At 44.5% G+C, this 18,242-nt stretch carries 10 protein-coding genes; 3 read left to right on the top strand and 7 right to left on the bottom strand.

The genetic code is table 11. From position 1 onward, the window contains the following. Positions 1–19: 19 nt before the first annotated feature. The 7 genes from ACFQ21_RS30255 to ACFQ21_RS30225 form a co-directional block, all read right to left on the bottom strand. Positions 20–1,837 (bottom strand): RagB/SusD family nutrient uptake outer membrane protein, encoded by a 1,818-nt coding sequence (locus ACFQ21_RS30255; RefSeq protein ID WP_377586556.1) that lies wholly within the window; start codon positions 1,835–1,837, stop codon positions 20–22. A 24-nt stretch (positions 1,838–1,861) separates the two neighbouring features. Beyond that, positions 1,862–5,182, bottom strand: coding sequence for a SusC/RagA family TonB-linked outer membrane protein (locus ACFQ21_RS30250; protein ID WP_377586554.1), 3,321 nt, complete (start codon positions 5,180–5,182; stop codon positions 1,862–1,864). A gap of 287 nt (positions 5,183–5,469) precedes the next feature. Further along, the gene (locus tag ACFQ21_RS30245; RefSeq protein ID WP_377586552.1) at positions 5,470–6,723 is read right to left on the bottom strand and encodes a DUF4861 domain-containing protein; all 1,254 of its coding nucleotides are present in this window, start codon (positions 6,721–6,723) and stop codon (positions 5,470–5,472) included. A 6-nt stretch (positions 6,724–6,729) separates the two neighbouring features. Then, a complete protein-coding gene (locus ACFQ21_RS30240; RefSeq protein WP_377586550.1) occupies positions 6,730–7,929 on the bottom strand; it encodes a glycoside hydrolase family 88/105 protein in 1,200 nt (399 codons plus the stop codon). A 28-nt stretch (positions 7,930–7,957) separates the two neighbouring features. Further along, positions 7,958–10,294, bottom strand: a complete 2,337-nt coding sequence (locus ACFQ21_RS30235; protein WP_377586548.1) for a glycosyl hydrolase family 28 protein — start codon at positions 10,292–10,294, stop codon at positions 7,958–7,960. A 152-nt stretch (positions 10,295–10,446) separates the two neighbouring features. Continuing rightward, positions 10,447–12,129, bottom strand: a complete 1,683-nt coding sequence (locus ACFQ21_RS30230) for a RagB/SusD family nutrient uptake outer membrane protein (RefSeq protein ID WP_377586546.1) — start codon at positions 12,127–12,129, stop codon at positions 10,447–10,449. Between the two features lie 21 nt (positions 12,130–12,150). Next, entirely contained in the window at positions 12,151–15,249 is a 3,099-nt protein-coding gene (locus ACFQ21_RS30225) for a SusC/RagA family TonB-linked outer membrane protein (RefSeq protein WP_377586544.1), read from the bottom strand. A gap of 296 nt (positions 15,250–15,545) precedes the next feature. Here ACFQ21_RS30225 and kduI point away from each other — a divergent pair, with 296 nt between their 5' ends. From kduI to ACFQ21_RS30210, 3 genes are read left to right on the top strand one after another with little or no spacing between them, the layout of a single operon-like run. Continuing rightward, entirely contained in the window at positions 15,546–16,379 is an 834-nt protein-coding gene (gene kduI, locus ACFQ21_RS30220; RefSeq protein ID WP_377586542.1) for a 5-dehydro-4-deoxy-D-glucuronate isomerase, read from the top strand. Next, positions 16,376–17,164 (top strand): gluconate 5-dehydrogenase, encoded by a 789-nt coding sequence (locus tag ACFQ21_RS30215; protein ID WP_377586540.1) that lies wholly within the window; start codon positions 16,376–16,378, stop codon positions 17,162–17,164. The genes kduI and ACFQ21_RS30215 overlap by 4 nt, the downstream gene beginning before the upstream one ends. Positions 17,165–17,196: 32 nt before the next feature. Next, complete coding sequence (locus ACFQ21_RS30210) at positions 17,197–18,228, top strand: LacI family DNA-binding transcriptional regulator (protein ID WP_377586538.1); 1,032 nt, start codon at positions 17,197–17,199, stop codon at positions 18,226–18,228. Positions 18,229–18,242 lie beyond the last annotated feature (14 nt).

Genomic DNA, 18,242 nt, shown 5'->3' with positions numbered 1-18,242 from the left:
AGGATGGTATCACGAACGATCAGCCACCTCCAAAACCATAACCGTCATTTTTCAGAACACCTTTACTGTTGTCGATACCCACGGTAGGAATCGGGAATATATAGCGCACCGTACCATTGGTATAATTAGCCCAGTCGCGTGAGATCCACTCATCATACGTAAGTGTATTGTCGTGCAGGTCTAACAGGAATGCGCTGCGTGTCCACGTTTCATCCGGAGCAGCAATCAGCTTACGGTTCGGATTCAGCACTGTAAATTTACCGTTGTTGTCGCGCTTCCAGTATAAATAGTCTGGTAGTGTACCCGTACCGTTGTATGCATCATCGGCAAGCTTCTTCAATCCTTCCACCGTCTCAGTCATCTTCTGCGAATAATTACCCCAGCGGATAAGTTCGTATTTACGGATCATCTCCCCACCAAATTCCCACGCACGTTCATTGACAATGGCATTAAAGAATGACTCTTTACCGGCCGATACCGTGTTGATATACTCCTCTACTTTCGTTGACCAGTACACTTCGGGGAACGCACGTTGACGTACTCTGCGAAGTGCTCCCTGTGCTTCACTTGTCGGGCCGTTCAGTTCGTTCTCGGACTCTGCATACATGAGCAATACATCGGCATAGCGAAGCATCGGCCAGTTTATACCTGTACCTTTTGCTGTTGACTTACCGGGAGGTGATGGCAGGAAGTGACGGCTCCATTTTCCTTGTGCTATATTCGTGGCATTGGCTGATGTACCTACACCGATAAATTCTTCCTCGAAGCTCGTGTTTACTTTATACAATGCACAGGTTACATCCCTGCGAACGTCCGTTGTATCAAAAGAGAAATAATACGTTGGCGGTATAGCCATGTAGTTGTTACCGGACCCATAATCGTGCTGCGCAGTTGTTCCACCCTGTACGGTTATCCCGATATTCCAACCTACATCACCGTTTCCAATAGCAAAGGGGACTTCAAAGAGTATATCGCTGTTCACGGGAGATATAAACTTGCATTCGTTCATAAATACCTGGCGATAGTCTGTTGGCAACGGACGATCTTTCAAATCGATCAGCTTCTTGCTATAGTCTTTCGCAATCTGGTAGTACTGGAGATAATCACTTTCGCGTGCCATGGTCAAGTCCGGCTTCAGATACCAGCCACCACGTTGCAACGCCAGGCGTGCAATCATGCCGAGCGTATATTCACGATTAACCTGTTCTATACCATACGGTGTCTGATCAGCCCAAAGCATCCCGTCTTCAGCATCGATCATGTCTTGTATTACCTGCGCGAGAATTACATTGCGGTCTTCCTTTGGAAGGTAAAAATCATTTCCTGCCTTCGGAGCTTCGGTTATAAAGGGAACATCGCCAAAGTAAAAGATCAGCATGCTATACCAGTACGCACGCAGCGTATAGGCTTCCCCCAACAGATGGTGCATACTTTTGGACGTAGCCGGATCAGCAGAATTGAGTGCGCTGCTTTTTAGAATACCTTCTATGGAAATATTGGCATCACGTATGGCACGGTAAGCATACGTCCATACAATATCGAGGTCTTTGTTGCTCGCGAGTGCATTAAGGTCCCATATCTGGTATCGATCACCACCGTTGCTCCAACCGCTTTGATGTTCTATATCGGTATTGCCGGCCATATTGTTAGATAAGCGCGAACGGAATGCATCCTGTCCAAAATATGAATATATAGCGTTCACGCCTTTGCGGGCGTCATCCACATTCGAGTATACATACTCGGTATCGAAAGTAGACAGTGAATCCGGTTCCAGAAAATCGCTACAAGCGGACAATATCAGTACCGTTGTAGCCATTAAAATATTTTTGATTTTCATATTCCTGTGATAATGATCAGATACTTAGAAAGTAATATCAACACCTATAGTATAAGAGCGGCTTCTCGGGAAAGACGAGTAGTCTACGCCCGGTGTAAGAGCTGCATATTCCGAACTCCGCGAAGTACTTACTTCCGGATCGTAACCCGAATATTTGGTCCAGATGTGCAGGTTGTTACCGGTGAAATATACCCGGAAGCGGGACATACCAGCTTTGGATATGAGTGAACGTGGCAATGAATATCCAATAGACAAATTGTTAAGCCGTATGAACGAACCATCTTCTACCGCCCACGAGTGAATTACAGCACCAGCTATACCGAAGCTGTTGTGCGACCACATGGTTTTGCCGGCATTCATTTCCGAGAGTTGTCCTAAATCCGTTACCACTTCGCCAGGTGTACCGGTATAGGTTCCATCCACATCGATATAAGTAAAGCGATTATCAGAGTTCATGGTATTCAGCATATTACCATAGGTAACACGTCTGTACTGGTTATACTGGATCTTACCGGTATTATATACATCGTTACCATACTGGAAGTTGAAGAATGCAGAGAGATCGAATCCTTTATAGGTTGCGTTGAGACCAAAACCACCTTGAAATTTAGGAAGCGTGTTACCGATTATTTTACGATCGTCAGCGTTGATGATGCCGTCTGTTGCATCTGCTACACCATCACCGTTTGTATCTACTGTTACCTGGTCGACAAGCTTGAGATAGCCCGGGCGTATGTTGGAAAATCCGACAACAGAACCGGAGTTAGGAACATCTCCTTTCAATATATACTTGCCAGTGGCAGCATCGTAGCTCTCAAAGTCATCGGTAGTATACATACCGGCCGTTTCATAACCGAATATATCGCCTACACGTCCGCCCACACGGAAGTAGAAGTCATTGATGTTGTTCAGATCAGTGCTGGCCCAGTTAGACTGGAAGAAGCGTTCATTTGTACCATCCAGTTCTTCAATGCGCGCGCGGTTTACACCGATGTTAAAGTTTGCAGACAATGTGAAATTATTTCCTTCAATGATATAGGTATTCAATCCCAGTTCAACACCACGGTTCGATGTGCTTCCTATATTGTTCCATTGCGTGGCAAAGCCGGTGTTGGGTGGTATAGCCGATGGCAATAGCAGATCTTTGGTTGTGTTATAGTATACATCAAGACTACCTTCTATGCGTGAGTTGAACAATGCGAAATCAAGACCTGCGTTCCGGTTGATTGTTGTCTCCCACTTGATATTCGGATTATAGAGCACTGTGCTGCTGGGCGTATAGTATACATTGTCGACATTGCCCCAGCCCGGTCCGCGTGTAGTCGTTCCTGAAAAGAGGAACTGTGTTGCTCCCGCATCGATGCGATCATTACCGGTTTTACCGTAGCTTACGCGGAGTTTCAATTCGTTTACGAAATTGAGACTGGTCATGAAACTCTCCTGCGACAATTTCCAACCCAACGCTACAGCCGGGAAATATCCCACACGATTACCTTTTGCAAATCGGCTTGAAGCATCGGAGCGAAATGTTACTGTAGCGAGGTATTTATTTTTCCATTGATAGTTGAGTCTGCCCAACAGCGAAAAGCGATTGCTGCTGATTTTCTCTGCTGTCTCATGACGATCGGTTCTTCCAAAAGCCATGTTGGCAAAAAGTTCTTCCGGTGTAATGGAGGCTCTGAAGTCTTCTGAACGAACGAAGTTTCGTTTACCTCCATCGGAAGAAACCTCCTGTCCTACGAGTACATCAAGATCATGCTCGCCCAAATTTTTAAAACGATAGGCGATTGTATTAAACCAACGGTATGAGAAATCATTATTCTCTGTTTTTTCTCCGAGTGGTAAACTGCTGCCGTTGTTGAAAGATTCGCTTGTGAGTGGTCCGTAAAAGCGCAGGTTCTCATCGAACGTACGCGATGTTGTAAATGTACTCTTCACATCTATGTTATCGCGGGCAGCCCAGTTAATGGCTGCGTTAAGCACGTATGCGTTGGTAGTGCGTTGGCGCCAGTCTTGTTTGGCAAGTTCCCTTGGACTTACCAGACTTAACAGGAACGACTGAAAGTCATCATCTGAATTTACTTCGCCCAAATCAATATCAAGTTCATCTGCTATACCATTTACAGGTCGTGTTTGCACAGCATCTTTTATATTGATCTGCGCATTGCCAGAGGTACCAACACCATCAACTTCCGTAGTTGTAATACGCGCTGATGTTTCGAATCGCAAGCGTTTCGATAAAGCATGATCTACTTTGAAATTTACAACGGTACGGTTATACGCGGAGTTAAGCAGCAACCCTTCATCGTTGTTGTTGGTAACGCTTAATCCCAACTTTGTTTTCTCCGTACCACCGCTAATGCTGATGTTATGGTATTGCGATAGTTTAGGATCACCGAATAATTCTTCCTGCCAGTCTGTTGGCTTTTTATCTTTATAGAGTTCAAGGTCGTCATACTTGCCAAAGTACTTTTCGAAACCGCGCACGTCAGCATCCGAACGAAGCTTGGCATATTCGTAGTTTGCCATCACATACTCGTATGGTGACAGCACTTGATACTTGCGGTCTTTTGGAAGTTGTTTGAATTGGAAAAAGCCGCTATAGGATATAGAAGTCTTTCCAGCTACAGGTCGTTTTGTGGTGATTACTACAACACCGTTCGCACCGCGTGCACCATATATAGCAGTGGCGGCAGCATCTTTCAATACATTTATACTTTCAATATCGGTTGGCGGTATATCGCGTATACTGGATACTATAAAACCATCTACAACATAAAGCGGTGAATTATCTTGTGTAATCGATCCTCCTCCACGAACGCGTATCACAACTTCTGCATCGGGCGAACCATCTGTAGTCAATACGTTTACGCCCGGTAGCCGTCCCGTTAGCGCCTGTGCCGCACTGGACACCGGTATCTTGGACAGTTCTTTACCGGAGAGTGTCGCTACCGATCCGGTAAGGTCAGACTTCTTTACCGTACCATAACCGAAGTCAACAACAACAACTTCATCAAGCGTTGTCAGGTCGGGCTGAAGAGAGATGTCGAGCGAGGTTTGATTTCCTACAGGTATCTCTTGTGGTTTCATCCCGATGAACGAGACAATAATGACAGCTTCATTGGAGACAGCGAGTGAGAATCTTCCTTCGGCATCTGTTACGGATCCGTTAGTTGTTCCTTTTTCCACGATTGATACTCCGGGAAGCGCAGCGCCATCATCGGATTTTACAACGCCCGTAACTGTTCTGGTTTGAGCGTACAGCGGGACGGTGCCAGCCATCAGGGCTACAATAGCCAACAGCAGCATGATCGTCCATTTTTTTGATTGTATAGGTTTACTCATAGGCGGTTAAAGTGATTGAGTCTCTTTATGTTAATCGATTGCGCGCGCATGCTATTTCAGAAACCATCGGGGAGAAACGGGAAAACATTACGATGAGCAATCGATTGCACTTATTAAGTAAAAATAGCAACTATTTCGAAATCACGAAATCGATTTCATTGTTTTTTATAACGTTTTAATGAATGTACAATCGAATGCACAAAAATACCTTATTTATAAGGTTCCGGCCATAAAAAAAGCTGCCCGATTTCTCAGACAGCCTTCACTTTTAAACAATTTACAGGTTGCTATTTCTTCATTATTTCAATTTTTACCGGGTTGGCTAATTCAACGGCAACTTTATTTATATACTCCAGAAATTGCTTCTCATCTTTTATACCACCCGGCTCACCAGACCAGGTGGCCAGAAAATAGTATATAACTTTGCCTTGCTCGGGTTTCAGTTTCACAATGTTACTGAACTCATCCTGTGTAAACTCTATTACGGCAGAAGGTTTGAATAACACTGCCAGCCCAAGATCATCGCTGTTGAGACTTTGCTTGCCATAGGTGGCCAGGTAAGCCCACTGCTTTGCATCACCTTTACTGGTATATAGTTTCGCGGCGTTGTCTTTTACAATGCCGGTCGCGATGTTATCAGGATTGTTAGTTACATCAAGGATGGTTTCCGTAAGACGTGTGCCTGCATGAATAGACAACCGTGAATGCAGGTCGTGCTTCTTATCACCAATCTGCCAGCCCATATAATTGGTCAGGATCGATGAGTATACATTTCCGTTTTCTGTAATGCGACAGTTCACAGCATCAGTCTTCTCTACGCGTATAGCCGCACCGTTAACTACAGAGCCGATCGAACCTACACCCAATGATTTACCGACCTTCATTACATCCATACCCCACGGCTGCATGTTATGATAGGAATCGAATCCATCCTGGCCAGCCAGTTGTAACGACATGTCTGGAGTTGTTTTTCCAAAGACATCCGTAGCGTTACGCTGATCAAGATAAAAGCGATAGCCCACTTTATCTGATTCCCATCCCGGCCCTTCGTAACGAATAAACCAGGAGTGGTCTTTATGCTCCGGTGGCACCTGCAGAAAATCCACATTCTTGAAATTGCCACCTATATATTCACGGTTCTTCCACTCCCCTCCTACCTTGTGCGACAGCTCTGCCTGTGTCTTCTTGGTATAGCTTCTTGGTATAGTGGCTGTAGGATGAAACCGCACCGTTACTTCACTTGATGCGGAAGCATTGAGTCTGTCCAATACAAATACAACACCGGCATTATCCTGGTCGTGCTCGTTATACTGGCTCGGAATTTCCTTGCCACCACTTACAACCACAAACGCTTTGCTGTTGAACTTCTTCGTTTGTTCACCAATGGCATCCGGAGATAACACAACCAACACATTCTCGCGTGGAGCTTTGATTGTATTTGTGATCATTACTTTGAATGATTCGGGAAAATCTTTTTCAAGCGTCTGTGCATACAAACTGCCTGTTAAAAGTATACTGAGTAAAATGATGCTATATTTCATCTTGTATTATTTTTTAGCCAGCAATTCCATTTCAATACTTGCCTGTATAAAAGGGCCAACACCTTTTAAGTCATCGGTGCGGAGCGGTTCACTGATATAGTATTCAAAACTTCCATCACGATACGGTGTACCACCCAGGCCGCCAACGCTTACCGTTTTGGTGAGGTGTATCGTTCCATCCGCATCGGTCTCAATAAAATTCTTCAGTATACCATCATACCCTTTGCGGGCCAATGCACTGAAACTTTTATCAATATACCCCAGTCTTGATCCTTTTGCCAATGCATAAACAAACATACACGAAGCGGATGCTTCCAGATAATTACCTTGTTTGGTAGCCTTATCCACTACCTGCCACCATGCACCGGATGCAGGGTCCTGGTAATTTTTAAGTGCTGCAGCCAGACGTTGTAATATAGCGATCATCTCCTTTCTACGTGGATGATCTTTCGGTATATAATCGAGTACATCTACCAATGCTATAGCATACCAGCCCATGCCGCGCCCCCAGAAACCTGGCGCACGACCGGTTTCCGGATCTGCCCAGCGTTGCTTCCTGCTTTCATCCCACGCATGGTATAACAAGCCGGTGTTGCTGTCGCGGGAATGTTTTTCCATCCACACAAACTGGTTGATCACATCATCAAACTCTTTCGGATGATTGAATACCTGTGCATACTCTGCCGAGAAGGGTTCGCCCATGTATAGTCCATCGAGCCACATCTGGTATGGATAGCGATGCTTGTGCCAATAGCCACCTTCTTTGGTACGCGGTTGCCAGTTGAGTTGCTCGCGCAGCAAGTCGGCAGCTTTTTTATATTTTTCCTCTTTGGTTTCACGATACAACGCCATCACTACACGTCCGGGTGTAATGTGATCGATGTTATACTCCAGGAGATCGTACGTTCGAATAGAACCATCCGGTTGTACAAAATGATCGATGATCTTTTTGGAATAATTGAAATAGGTTTTATCGCCTGTATGCTGAAACAATGCATCAAAGCTTTTCAACAATACGCCTTGTTCGTAATCCCAACGCGTAGGACGTTTGGGAACCGTTTCTCCAGCGCGTTTCACAACTATCGAATCAGGATATGTCTTCATCATGGTTTCTGCCATGCGAACACTCCACGGCTTCTGCTGCGCCACGCACGAGAACATAAAACCACAAAGCACCCCGACAAACAAAATTTTTACTTTCCTCATGTATAATAATATTTGGAGTATCTACTTCTTATTTCTTCTTAACCACCTTCTCCGAAACGCCTGCACCGAAAGCAACTTCTTTCTTCGCATGCGAAGGATCGGTATTCAACAATCGGATGTCTTTCGAGCGACTTCCGCTTACACTTAACAACACATCGTTTGGTTTATACTGTATATTTTCGAGTAGCAGGTTTTTACTGTCGTGTATCTCCACTACGTTTTTATCATCACAGTAGAGCGTTGCGTTTTTAAGTGTGATGTTATCGCCCTCTGTACATTCGAAACCTTTTTTACTTTGAATGGATATATTCTCCATGGATATATTCCGGATATTCATTTCCGGAAGACCACGAACGAATATGCCGGTTTCAGCACCTTTACAAACTATATCTTTAATGTAGAAATCACGGAACTGCGGTGTTGCTTCTGTTACCGGCTGAAACTCAATAGACGGTTTCTCTTCACCGGCAAACATTGCCAGCGGATCTTTCGCCATATAGTACATATCGAATAATATAGCAGCTCCGCCAATATTACCCATGCTGATGTTGTTGGCATAGATCTTTTCTACAACACCACCGCGACCTCGTGTTGTTTTAAAACGAAGACCAACATCCGTTCCTAAAAAGTTACAATCGTATACATATATATTGCGGGCACCTCCACTCATTTCACTGCCAATAACAAAACCTCCATGGCCATGAAATACTGTGCTGTTGCGAACGATCACATCTTCGGTTGCAACGCCACGCTTTCTCCCTTCTTCATCACGACCTGACTTGATGCATATACCATCATCGCCAACGTCAAATGTACTGTTCTCGATAAGGACATAGCGACAAGATTCTACATCTACACCATCGCCATTCTGTGCATTCCAGGGATTACGCACGGTAAGATCGCGTAACACCAGATGTTGCGTCAACAACGGATGAAGACACCATGCCGGTGAATTCTGGAACGTTACACCTTGCAACAATACGCGCTTGCAGCGTACTATATTCAGCATGTTCGGACGCAGAAACTCTTTTATACCTTCAGCTTTCTGCAAGTCCCAACCTTCGGCCACTACACCGGGACGTTTTTCTTTTGATCCGGCCAGTGCCCTTTCCGTTGGATACCAGGTGTCTTTCTTTTCATTCAGAAATCCGCCTGACTTTGTAAGATATTCCCACTCGGGGGGTGTCAGTTTACTTTTCTTTACCGGGCGCCATGCTTCGCCTGCACCGTCCAATATACCTTCACCAGTTATCGCTATATTTTCTGCATCTGCCGCGTAGATCGGTGAGTGTGCGCGAATGGCGTCAAGCCCTTCCCAGTTTGTTTTTACCAATGGGTAATCATTCGTGTTGTTGCTGAACTGCACAACAGCAGCTTTCGTTATGTGCAGGTTTACATTGCTTTTGAGATCGAGTGGTCCGGTAAGCCAGAATCCATTTGGTATCAACACCGTTCCTCCACCGGACTGACTACACACATCAATGGCTTGCTGGATAGCTTTTGAGTTCAGCGTAATACCATCTGCTTTTGCACCATACTTACGAATGTCGAATGTATCTTTCTTAAAAGACACTTCCATAACCTTGGGCAATTCATATACATATTTACCTCCTACAGGCCATGCTTTCAATTCCTTCGCTATATCCAGATTCAAGGTCTTAATTTCTTCGGCTACAAGCGATGCCATGATTGAAGCACCATATACAGTAAAGTGTGTATTGTCTTCCTTGCCATCCTGGTAATGTTTCCATACACCTTTGTCAACGTTCAGGAAAAGTTTCTTCGACTCTTCTACACCATGTTGAATAATCGCATCTTTACTGCGTGCATGCAGGTCGAGTACAGGTACTTTTAATTCTTTACCAACTTCTTTTACTACACCGGGGTAATCACCGTGCTGATCAATAAAATTACCTTTATCATCAAATTTTCTACGCATCACCGGTGTGATCAACAGAGGCTTTGCTCCCTTTGATTTGATCTCGTTGATATAGCGGACAAGATTTTTACGATAATCAGTCTTCGCGGGAGCATAGCGTGTTGTATCGGATTCTTTGGAGTCGTTGTGGCCGAACTGGATAAATACCCAATCGCCTGGTTGCAGTTGCTCGTATACCTTATTCCAATGGCCCAGCGTGCGAAAGCTTTTTGTACTTCTTCCATTCACTGCATGGTTTTGCACTTCGAGGTTTATATACTGCGGAAAAATCATTCCCCATCCCGTTTCCGGAGCTACTTCAGCAGGCTTGTTTGCCATCGTGGAATCTCCGATCAGAAATATCCGAGGCTTTTTCTCGATCAGTACAAACGAGAAAAGTATACATGCTGAAAGTGCTAAAGAAAATTTCAAAAATATCCTGTTCATGATTCTGTTGTCTATGGCTTTCGTGTGCATCAAGTATATCTATCGCTATATTTCGTTGTGTTGGCGAAGAATAAGAAAATCCCGCAGAGTCAGCGACTACTCTTGCGGGAATTCTATTTTAACCCAAATACAAATGCAATTCTAATTTAACATCAATAACCAGGATTTTGCGTGAAATCGTCATTCTGGTTCAAATCGATAGCCGACTGTGGTATAGGACGCAAAATTTTATCAGCACCACCTGCACCTTTAAACGGATCGATTCCTTTTCTGAAATATTGATCGCGGATCTCTTTGTTATATAGTTCGGTACGCTCTTTCAACTTACCGGTGCGTTTCAGATCGAACCAGCGCTCATACTCTCCGAACAATTCGCGTGCGCGTTCGTCCAGTATATAGTCAATGGTAACCTGGCTGGCATCGGTCAGCACAAGACTGCCTGGAGTTCGTTCAGCACGTTTTCTCACTTCGTTCACACGCTCCATCGCAGAAGCTGTGTTACCAAGCTTTACATACGCTTCTGCTGCTATCAAATAAGTCTCAGCCAGGCGTGCCAGGTATATATCACGTGTACTGCTGCCGTTGCCGGAGAACACAGATGTAGGATCATCGAACTTGCGTAGCGCTGGCGTGTTGTTGTCCACGTTCACGTTACGTTCCCATGTCAGAATCTCTGATGTAGCTTCCTGGTAAGGTATAATTTTAGTCTTACCGCGATGTGTAACATCAGCAGCGCGCCATGCAGCGGTGTCTCCTACTTCCCAAGCCTGAGGAAAATAAAAACGAATATTCATATTGGCACGCTCTGACTTTGCCTTGTCATAGAAATCATAGTAACGCTCATAGAATACGTTCATGAAAGAACCTTCCCAACGTGTATCATTGGCATTGAATAACCTGTATACATAAGTCGTTGCCAGCAATGTATAGGAGCGATAGGGATATCCGAATTTGGCACCCTCACCACCGAGGTATGGACCAAAATACAGGCTCTGTAAACTACCTCCGTTACTTGCATCAGATAAAGATGTCTTATCATACTGAACTGACCACAGCACTTCGGTATTGTTTTCTTTTCCGGGCCAGAAGAGATTCTCATACGATATGGAAGACAAATTATAACCGCTGATTGCGTCATCTGCATACTCTGCTGCCTTTGTAAAATCATCCGCTGCGGCAAAGGTTTCATAGCCTCTGGTTAAATGTACTTTGGCGAGATAATGTTTTACCGTTCTGGCAGTAACACGACCAAACTCTTGACCTGAAGCAGCTGACAACAGGTTTAGGGATTCTTCCATTTCGGAAATGATGAATGCATATACTTCTTCTGCCGAGTTTCTTCCGAAAGATGTCGTTGGTGTTGTTAACATTTCCGTCACAAGACTCACACCACCAAAAGACTGCGCCAACAGGAAGTAATAGTAGGCACGTATAAATTTAACCTCTGCCATACGCGTAGAGGTCTTTGCCGTTTGCTCGGTAAGACTGTTATAGTGTACTGCTACATTGCATCGCTGAATTGCTTTATAGGCAGCCGTATAAAAGTTAAGCACTGAAGGTTCTGTCGGTGCGAGTGTATTATACTCACTTATACCTTCCGGTTGTGCGTTACGGCCTTCTACATACATATCCGTACCGGCCATAAAAAGCCAGGGTTCACGATACATATCACGGAGTGTTGCGTACACACTCTTTACTAGATTTTCGTAACCATCGGCTGTTCTATATACTTCATCCGATAGTGCATCGGTCTTGTTATCTTCTTCAAGATAGTCGTTACAATTGGACAGCGTAAACAAAACCAATGCTGCCAGGAGTATATTTCTGATTTTCATAAGTGATCTGATTTTTGGGTCTTAAAATTTCAGGTTAACACCTAACTGATAGGTAACTGAACTGATACCTCCGTTCGCATACGATGCATCAGCCCACTCCGGGTCGAAGCCATCGTAATCGGTAAATACAAACGGGTTCAGCACGTTCGCATATATTCTCAGGCTGCTGATTTTTGCGCGGCTCAAAATATCGGCTGGCAGGTTATAGCCCAGCGTGATGTTCTTTACCTTCACAAAGCTTGCATCTTTATAGAAGCCCACGTTTTCTGTATTCCAGAAACGACCGCCATTCTTAGGTTGAGGATACTCGTTTGAAACGCGTGTCCCGGTGATCGCATTTTCCTGCATATACCAATCTACATTCAGCTTCGCTCTTCCGCGATCTTCAAAGTTCAGGAACTCCTGGTGGAACGGACTCAACACCTGTACCCCCTGACGCGTATATAGTGAAGCTGTGAGATCGAAATTTTTATAGGTAACAGTAGTTGTAAAACCACCTGTCCAATCCGGCATTGGCGAACCTATAATTCTTCTGTCGTTCGGAGTTATCGAGCCGCTGTCGTCAAAATCTACTACGCGAGCTTGTCCTGGCAACTGTCCGTAAGACACTGCAAGTTCTCTTTCACTTTCTTGCCATATACCATCAAATACATAGTTATAGTTAACGTTGATCGGTTCGCCATAAAACCATTTTGGAGGAAGATCTTTACCGTCAATCAGATCAACGATCTCATTATTGTTCTTCGCAAAGTTGAAAGTAGTTGTCCAGCTCAGGTTATCGGTACTAACGTTCACAGTCGTTAAACCAATTTCAATACCGCGGTTACGCACGCTTCCTATATTTTGAACAATGGACGCATAGCCTGCTTCGAGTGGCAATGGTCTCTCGATGATCAAGCCATCGGATAGTTTATTATAGAAATCAAATGAACCGGCAATTCTCCCCTGCAAGAATGAAAAGTCTAAACCAAGATCAAGCTCTTTTGTTTTTTCCCATGTGAGGTTTCGGTTGGCTATACCATCGGGCGCTACACCCATCGCAGATACACTTCCAAAATCATAATAGGTTGAAGTACTCGCTGTAGGTTGTGTATCATACGGACCAACGTTCTTGTTGTTACCGGTCATACCGTAGCTGGCTCTCACTTTCAAGATGTCAAGCATGCTGACATCGGTAAGAAAACTCTCTTCGGAAATTTTCCATGCTACAGCGGCTGATGGAAATGACGCCCACTTATTTCCTTTTGAAAGAACAGAAGCACCATCCCAGCGATTGGACACCGTTAACAGGTATTTATCTTTAAACGAGTAGTTCAAACGTAATGCATACGATAATATAGTTGACTTGCTATAGGCAGCTTCGGTTGTACGATTGGCAGCAGGAGCAAGACCTGCGTTATAGTAACTCTTCGCATTAGAAGGTAGTTGATCACCGATCAGTTTACTGCTTTCATCTTCAAACAAGTTCAGGGAATATAGTCCCATAAAATTGAAGCTATGATCGTTGAACGTTTTATTCACAGACAACTGATTGTCCCATACGTAGGAGAATGATTCTGTGTTGGATATAGTCGCTTTTGCTTTACCACCTACACGTCCCTCCGAATCAACTCCGAGGAACTCGCCATACTTTTCATATTTATAGCGTGGCGCAAAAGTTGTCTTTACACTGATCCAGCTTACCGGAGAGTATTGCAGGTATACATTACCAATAGCATAGAAACTCTTTGTCTCGCGTGAAGCACGTTCCATGTCCAGCAACGGGTTTGCTGAACTTGTAAAGTCTATATGCGTGATCTGATCAGGTTTACCAACATTTACTATATCTTTTCCGGGTTGCACAAGTAATGCACCGCCATCCGTAGCATACGGCTTAACCAGTGGCGACATTCTGAACGCATTGATCATAGCATTCGGACTACCTTGTTCATTGTTCACTACGGCAAAGTTCATATTGGCACCTGCACTCCAGCGTTCGTTGAGTGTATGATTTATATTGGCCTTGAAATTATAGCGCTTGTAATTTTCATGTACAATGTTACCGGATTCCTGCTGGTACCCTACTCCGAAATTATAGCCGAGTTTATTGTCACCCATACCTGCGATAGACACCCAGTGGTTCTGTTGTATACCATCCTGAATGAGCAGATCAGGCCAGTTGGTAAAATCTTTTTCAGCAATTCTTCTGGCAAGCTCTGTACTGTTCTTCGAGTTATCGCCCGGGTTTGTTGGTATAGGTGTACCTTTTACGATCGCATCCGTGATGAAAGAGTCTTGTCTGAAATTCCACCATTTATCACCGGGCATAAAGTCAGGCATGCGTACTGATTTACGAACGCCATAGTATCCATCATAGGATATTACTGCTTTTTGTCTTACCGAAGCACCTTGCTTGGTTGTTACCAGCACAACACCATACGCACCGCGTGAACCATATATAGCGGTTGACGAAGCATCCTTCAATATATCGATACGCTCTATATCCTGCGGGTTAAGGAAATCTATACCTCCGGTAATAACACCATCCACTACATAGAGCGGTTCACCACCTGCTAATGATTGCTGACCACGTATCTGAATTTTAAATCCTGAACCTGCACGACCTGTACTATTAGATATATCTACACCGGCTACTTGTCCTTGTACAGCCTCCATCGGGTTAAGTGCACCACGCTTGGTGATCTGCTCAGGATCAATAACACCAACTGAACCTGTCAAGTCATTTTTCTTAACAGTTCCATAGCCAACTACAACAACTTCTGAAAGTTCCGTAAGATCAGCGTGAAGACCTACATCTATAGTCGAGCGCGAACCTACAACTTGTTCCTGCGGTGCGTATCCTATAAATGAAAACACCAGCGTAGCATTCTGGTCGGGCACCGTTAATTTATAGCCACCGTCCGTGTCGGTAGTGGTACCGGTAGTAGTTCCTTTTACCAGAACAGATACTCCGGGTAATGAAGCACCGTCATCTGTAGATGTAACTTTTCCGGTTACAGTAATTTGAGCTGAGGCCTGGAAAGATATAATCATTCCCAGTAACAGGTAGCAAACACACCAGCATGTATATCGCTTCGCGCGAAGTGCTGGCGGCAGTTTGGTTTGTAAAAAACGAATCATATTGGGTTTGTTGAAATGGGTTTTATATAGTCTATAGAGAATGCAAAACGGTAATTTTCAGGCGACTGCAATCGACTCCGATGCGCAATCGATTGCATTTTAGGAAGGAAAATTTAACCTACCAAATGATATTTCAAATATTTTTAAAAAGCCGATTTTTGATTGAATTAATGACTAAGTAGCATTATAAAAGATGGCTAGACATCGATTTCTGCTAAATTCCTGAAAAATACTTCACTACCGGAAATAGCACATTAAATTAATTTTCTTTTATATTGCGCAACCGATTACACATTATGTTGCACACTTCCCGATACGCTATTCACCCTTCGCAGTACAAGACTTTTACAACGAGTCAGCTGCGCGAGAACTTCCTGATAGAAACTATATTTGTCAAGGATGAGATCTCTTTGGTATATACACACTATGATCGTTTGATTGTAGGCGGTGCCAACCCGGTTTCAAAACCCGTAACGCTTGAGACAATTGATTCCCTCAAAGCTGAATTCTTTTTACAGCGCAGAGAGATCGGTATCATCAACGTGGGTGGTAAAGGAACCATTACAGTAGATGGCACCAGCTATACACTGGAGAACAAGGAAGCCCTATATATAGGGCGTGGCGCCAAAAATGTAGTCTTCAATCCCGATCAGGCTACCAGACCGCTATACTATTTCAACTCTGCTCCTGCGCATACAACGTACCCTACACGCAAAGTAGCGTTGGATCAGGCGGAGACTGTTGAGATTGGATCTCTGGAAACATCCAATCAGCGGACCATACGCAAACTGCTTGTGAATAGTGTACTGGAGACATGCCAGGTACAGATGGGACTTACCGAACTGAAAACCGGCAGCGTATGGAATACCATGCCTCCGCATACACATGACAGAAGAATGGAAGCTTATTTCTATTTTAACATTCCTGAAAATCAAACGGTCTGTCACTTCATGGGTGAACCACAGGAAACCCGGCACATCTGGATGCAAAATCACCAGGCAGTTATATCACCTCCCTGGTCTATACACAGTGGTGCCGGCACAAGCAACTACGCTTTCATCTGGGGAATGGCCGGTGAAAATCTGGACTACAGTGATATGGACGGAGTAAAGCCAACGGAATTACGATGATTAAACTTTTTGATTTATCTGGTAAACGTGCCCTTATAACAGGCGGCACACATGGCCTTGGTATGGCCATGGCAAAAGGTATTGGACTTGCCGGTGCTAAACTTATCATCAACGGGCACTCGCCCGACAAGATGAAAGATGCGTTGGATGCCTATAGGAAAGACGGTATAGATGCCACCGGTTATCTCTTCGATGTTACCAATGATCAATCGGTACGAGAAGCGATTGACAAGATTGAAAAGGAAGCAGGACCGATTGATATACTGGTGAACAATGCCGGTATCATTAAGCGGATACCAATTCTTGAAATGGATGTAGCCGACTTCCGACAGGTAATTGATGTAGACCTGGTAGGGCCTTTTATCGTATCTAAGCATGTAGGCAAGTATATGGTGCAGCGCAAGGCCGGCAAGATCATCAACATCTGTTCGATGATGAGCGAACTCGGTCGCAATACCGTTACGGCTTATGCTGCTGCGAAAGGTGGCCTGAAGATGTTAACCAAGAACATGGCTACCGAATGGGCCAAGTATAATATCCAGGTAAACGGAATTGGACCGGGATATTTTGCTACGGAGCAGACTGCTCCTATACGGGTAAACGGACATCCCTTTAATGATTTCATTATAAACCGGACACCGGCTGCACGCTGGGGTGATCCGGAGGATTTAACGGGCACGGCTATATTTCTCTCCTCTGCTGCAAGTGATTTTGTCAATGGACAAATTATTTATGTAGATGGCGGTATATTAGCCACGATTGGAAAGCCGGCCAATGAAGTATAGTATGTGAGGCAGCACGTAAACACGGAGCCGACATGAAGAAAGAAAAAGCTACCATACATGATATAGCACGTAAGCTGAACATTACAGCATCAACGGTTTCGCGCGCGTTGAAAGATCATCCGCGCATCAGTGCTGAAACCAAAAAGGCTGTACAGAAAGCGGCTCAGAAATTAAACTATCAACCCAATAACATTGCTGCTGCGCTGCGGAATGGCAAGAGCAATATCATTGGTATAATTGTACCGACTGCAGACCGTACTTTTTTCTCTTCGGTTGTGCGTGGCATTGAAGAGATCGCCAACACTCACAAGTATAATGTGATGATCTGCCAGACGTACGACAACTATGAGAAAGAAGTATCAACTGTTGAAGCATTGCTGAATGCACGTGTAGATGGTATCATCGTTTCACACGGTAAAGAGACGCAGAACTTTGATCACTTTCTAAAGGTAAAAGAGCGTGGTATCCCCATTATACTCTTCGACCGTTCGAATGATGAGCTCGAAGTAAGTAATGTAGTGATCGATGATTTTCTGGGAGCCTATAAAGCCACGGAACATCTGGTTCAGCAGGGATGCAAACGAATCGCTCATTTTACCAATGCCCGCAAGATCAGCATCTTTAAGGAACGTCTGCGCGGATATCGTGAAGCGTTACTCGACAACGGGTTGAAGTTCGATGAATCGCTTGTTGTGGACAGCAACCTGCAACTCGAAGATGGTCGTAACAGCATGGAGCAATTACTAAAGAGAAAAGATATACCCGATGGTGTATTTTCTTCCAGTGCGTACGGTGTGCTGGGTGCCATGCAGGTGCTGAAGGAAAAAGGATTTAAAGTGCCGGAAGATGTAGCCCTGGTGGGATTCAGTAACGAACCTTTCACATCCTTTACCGAGCCGCCTTTATCCACCATCGACCAGCATCCGATGCGCATGGGCAATGCTGCTGCCGAGATTTTTTTGGAAGAGATCGCTGTTAAGGACAAGAAATTTATACCTCAAAAGATAGTTTTAAAACCGGAGTTGATCATCCGCCAGTCGTCCCTTCGAAAAAAGCCGAATTAATCGCTGTCTGAATA

The organism is Ohtaekwangia kribbensis (assembly GCF_042676245.1).
In the GTDB taxonomy this organism is placed as follows: Bacteria; Bacteroidota; Bacteroidia; order Cytophagales; family Cyclobacteriaceae; genus Ohtaekwangia; species Ohtaekwangia kribbensis.
Note: the sequence above shows the minus strand (reverse complement) of the source record. Positions and strands in the feature narration are given on the sequence as shown.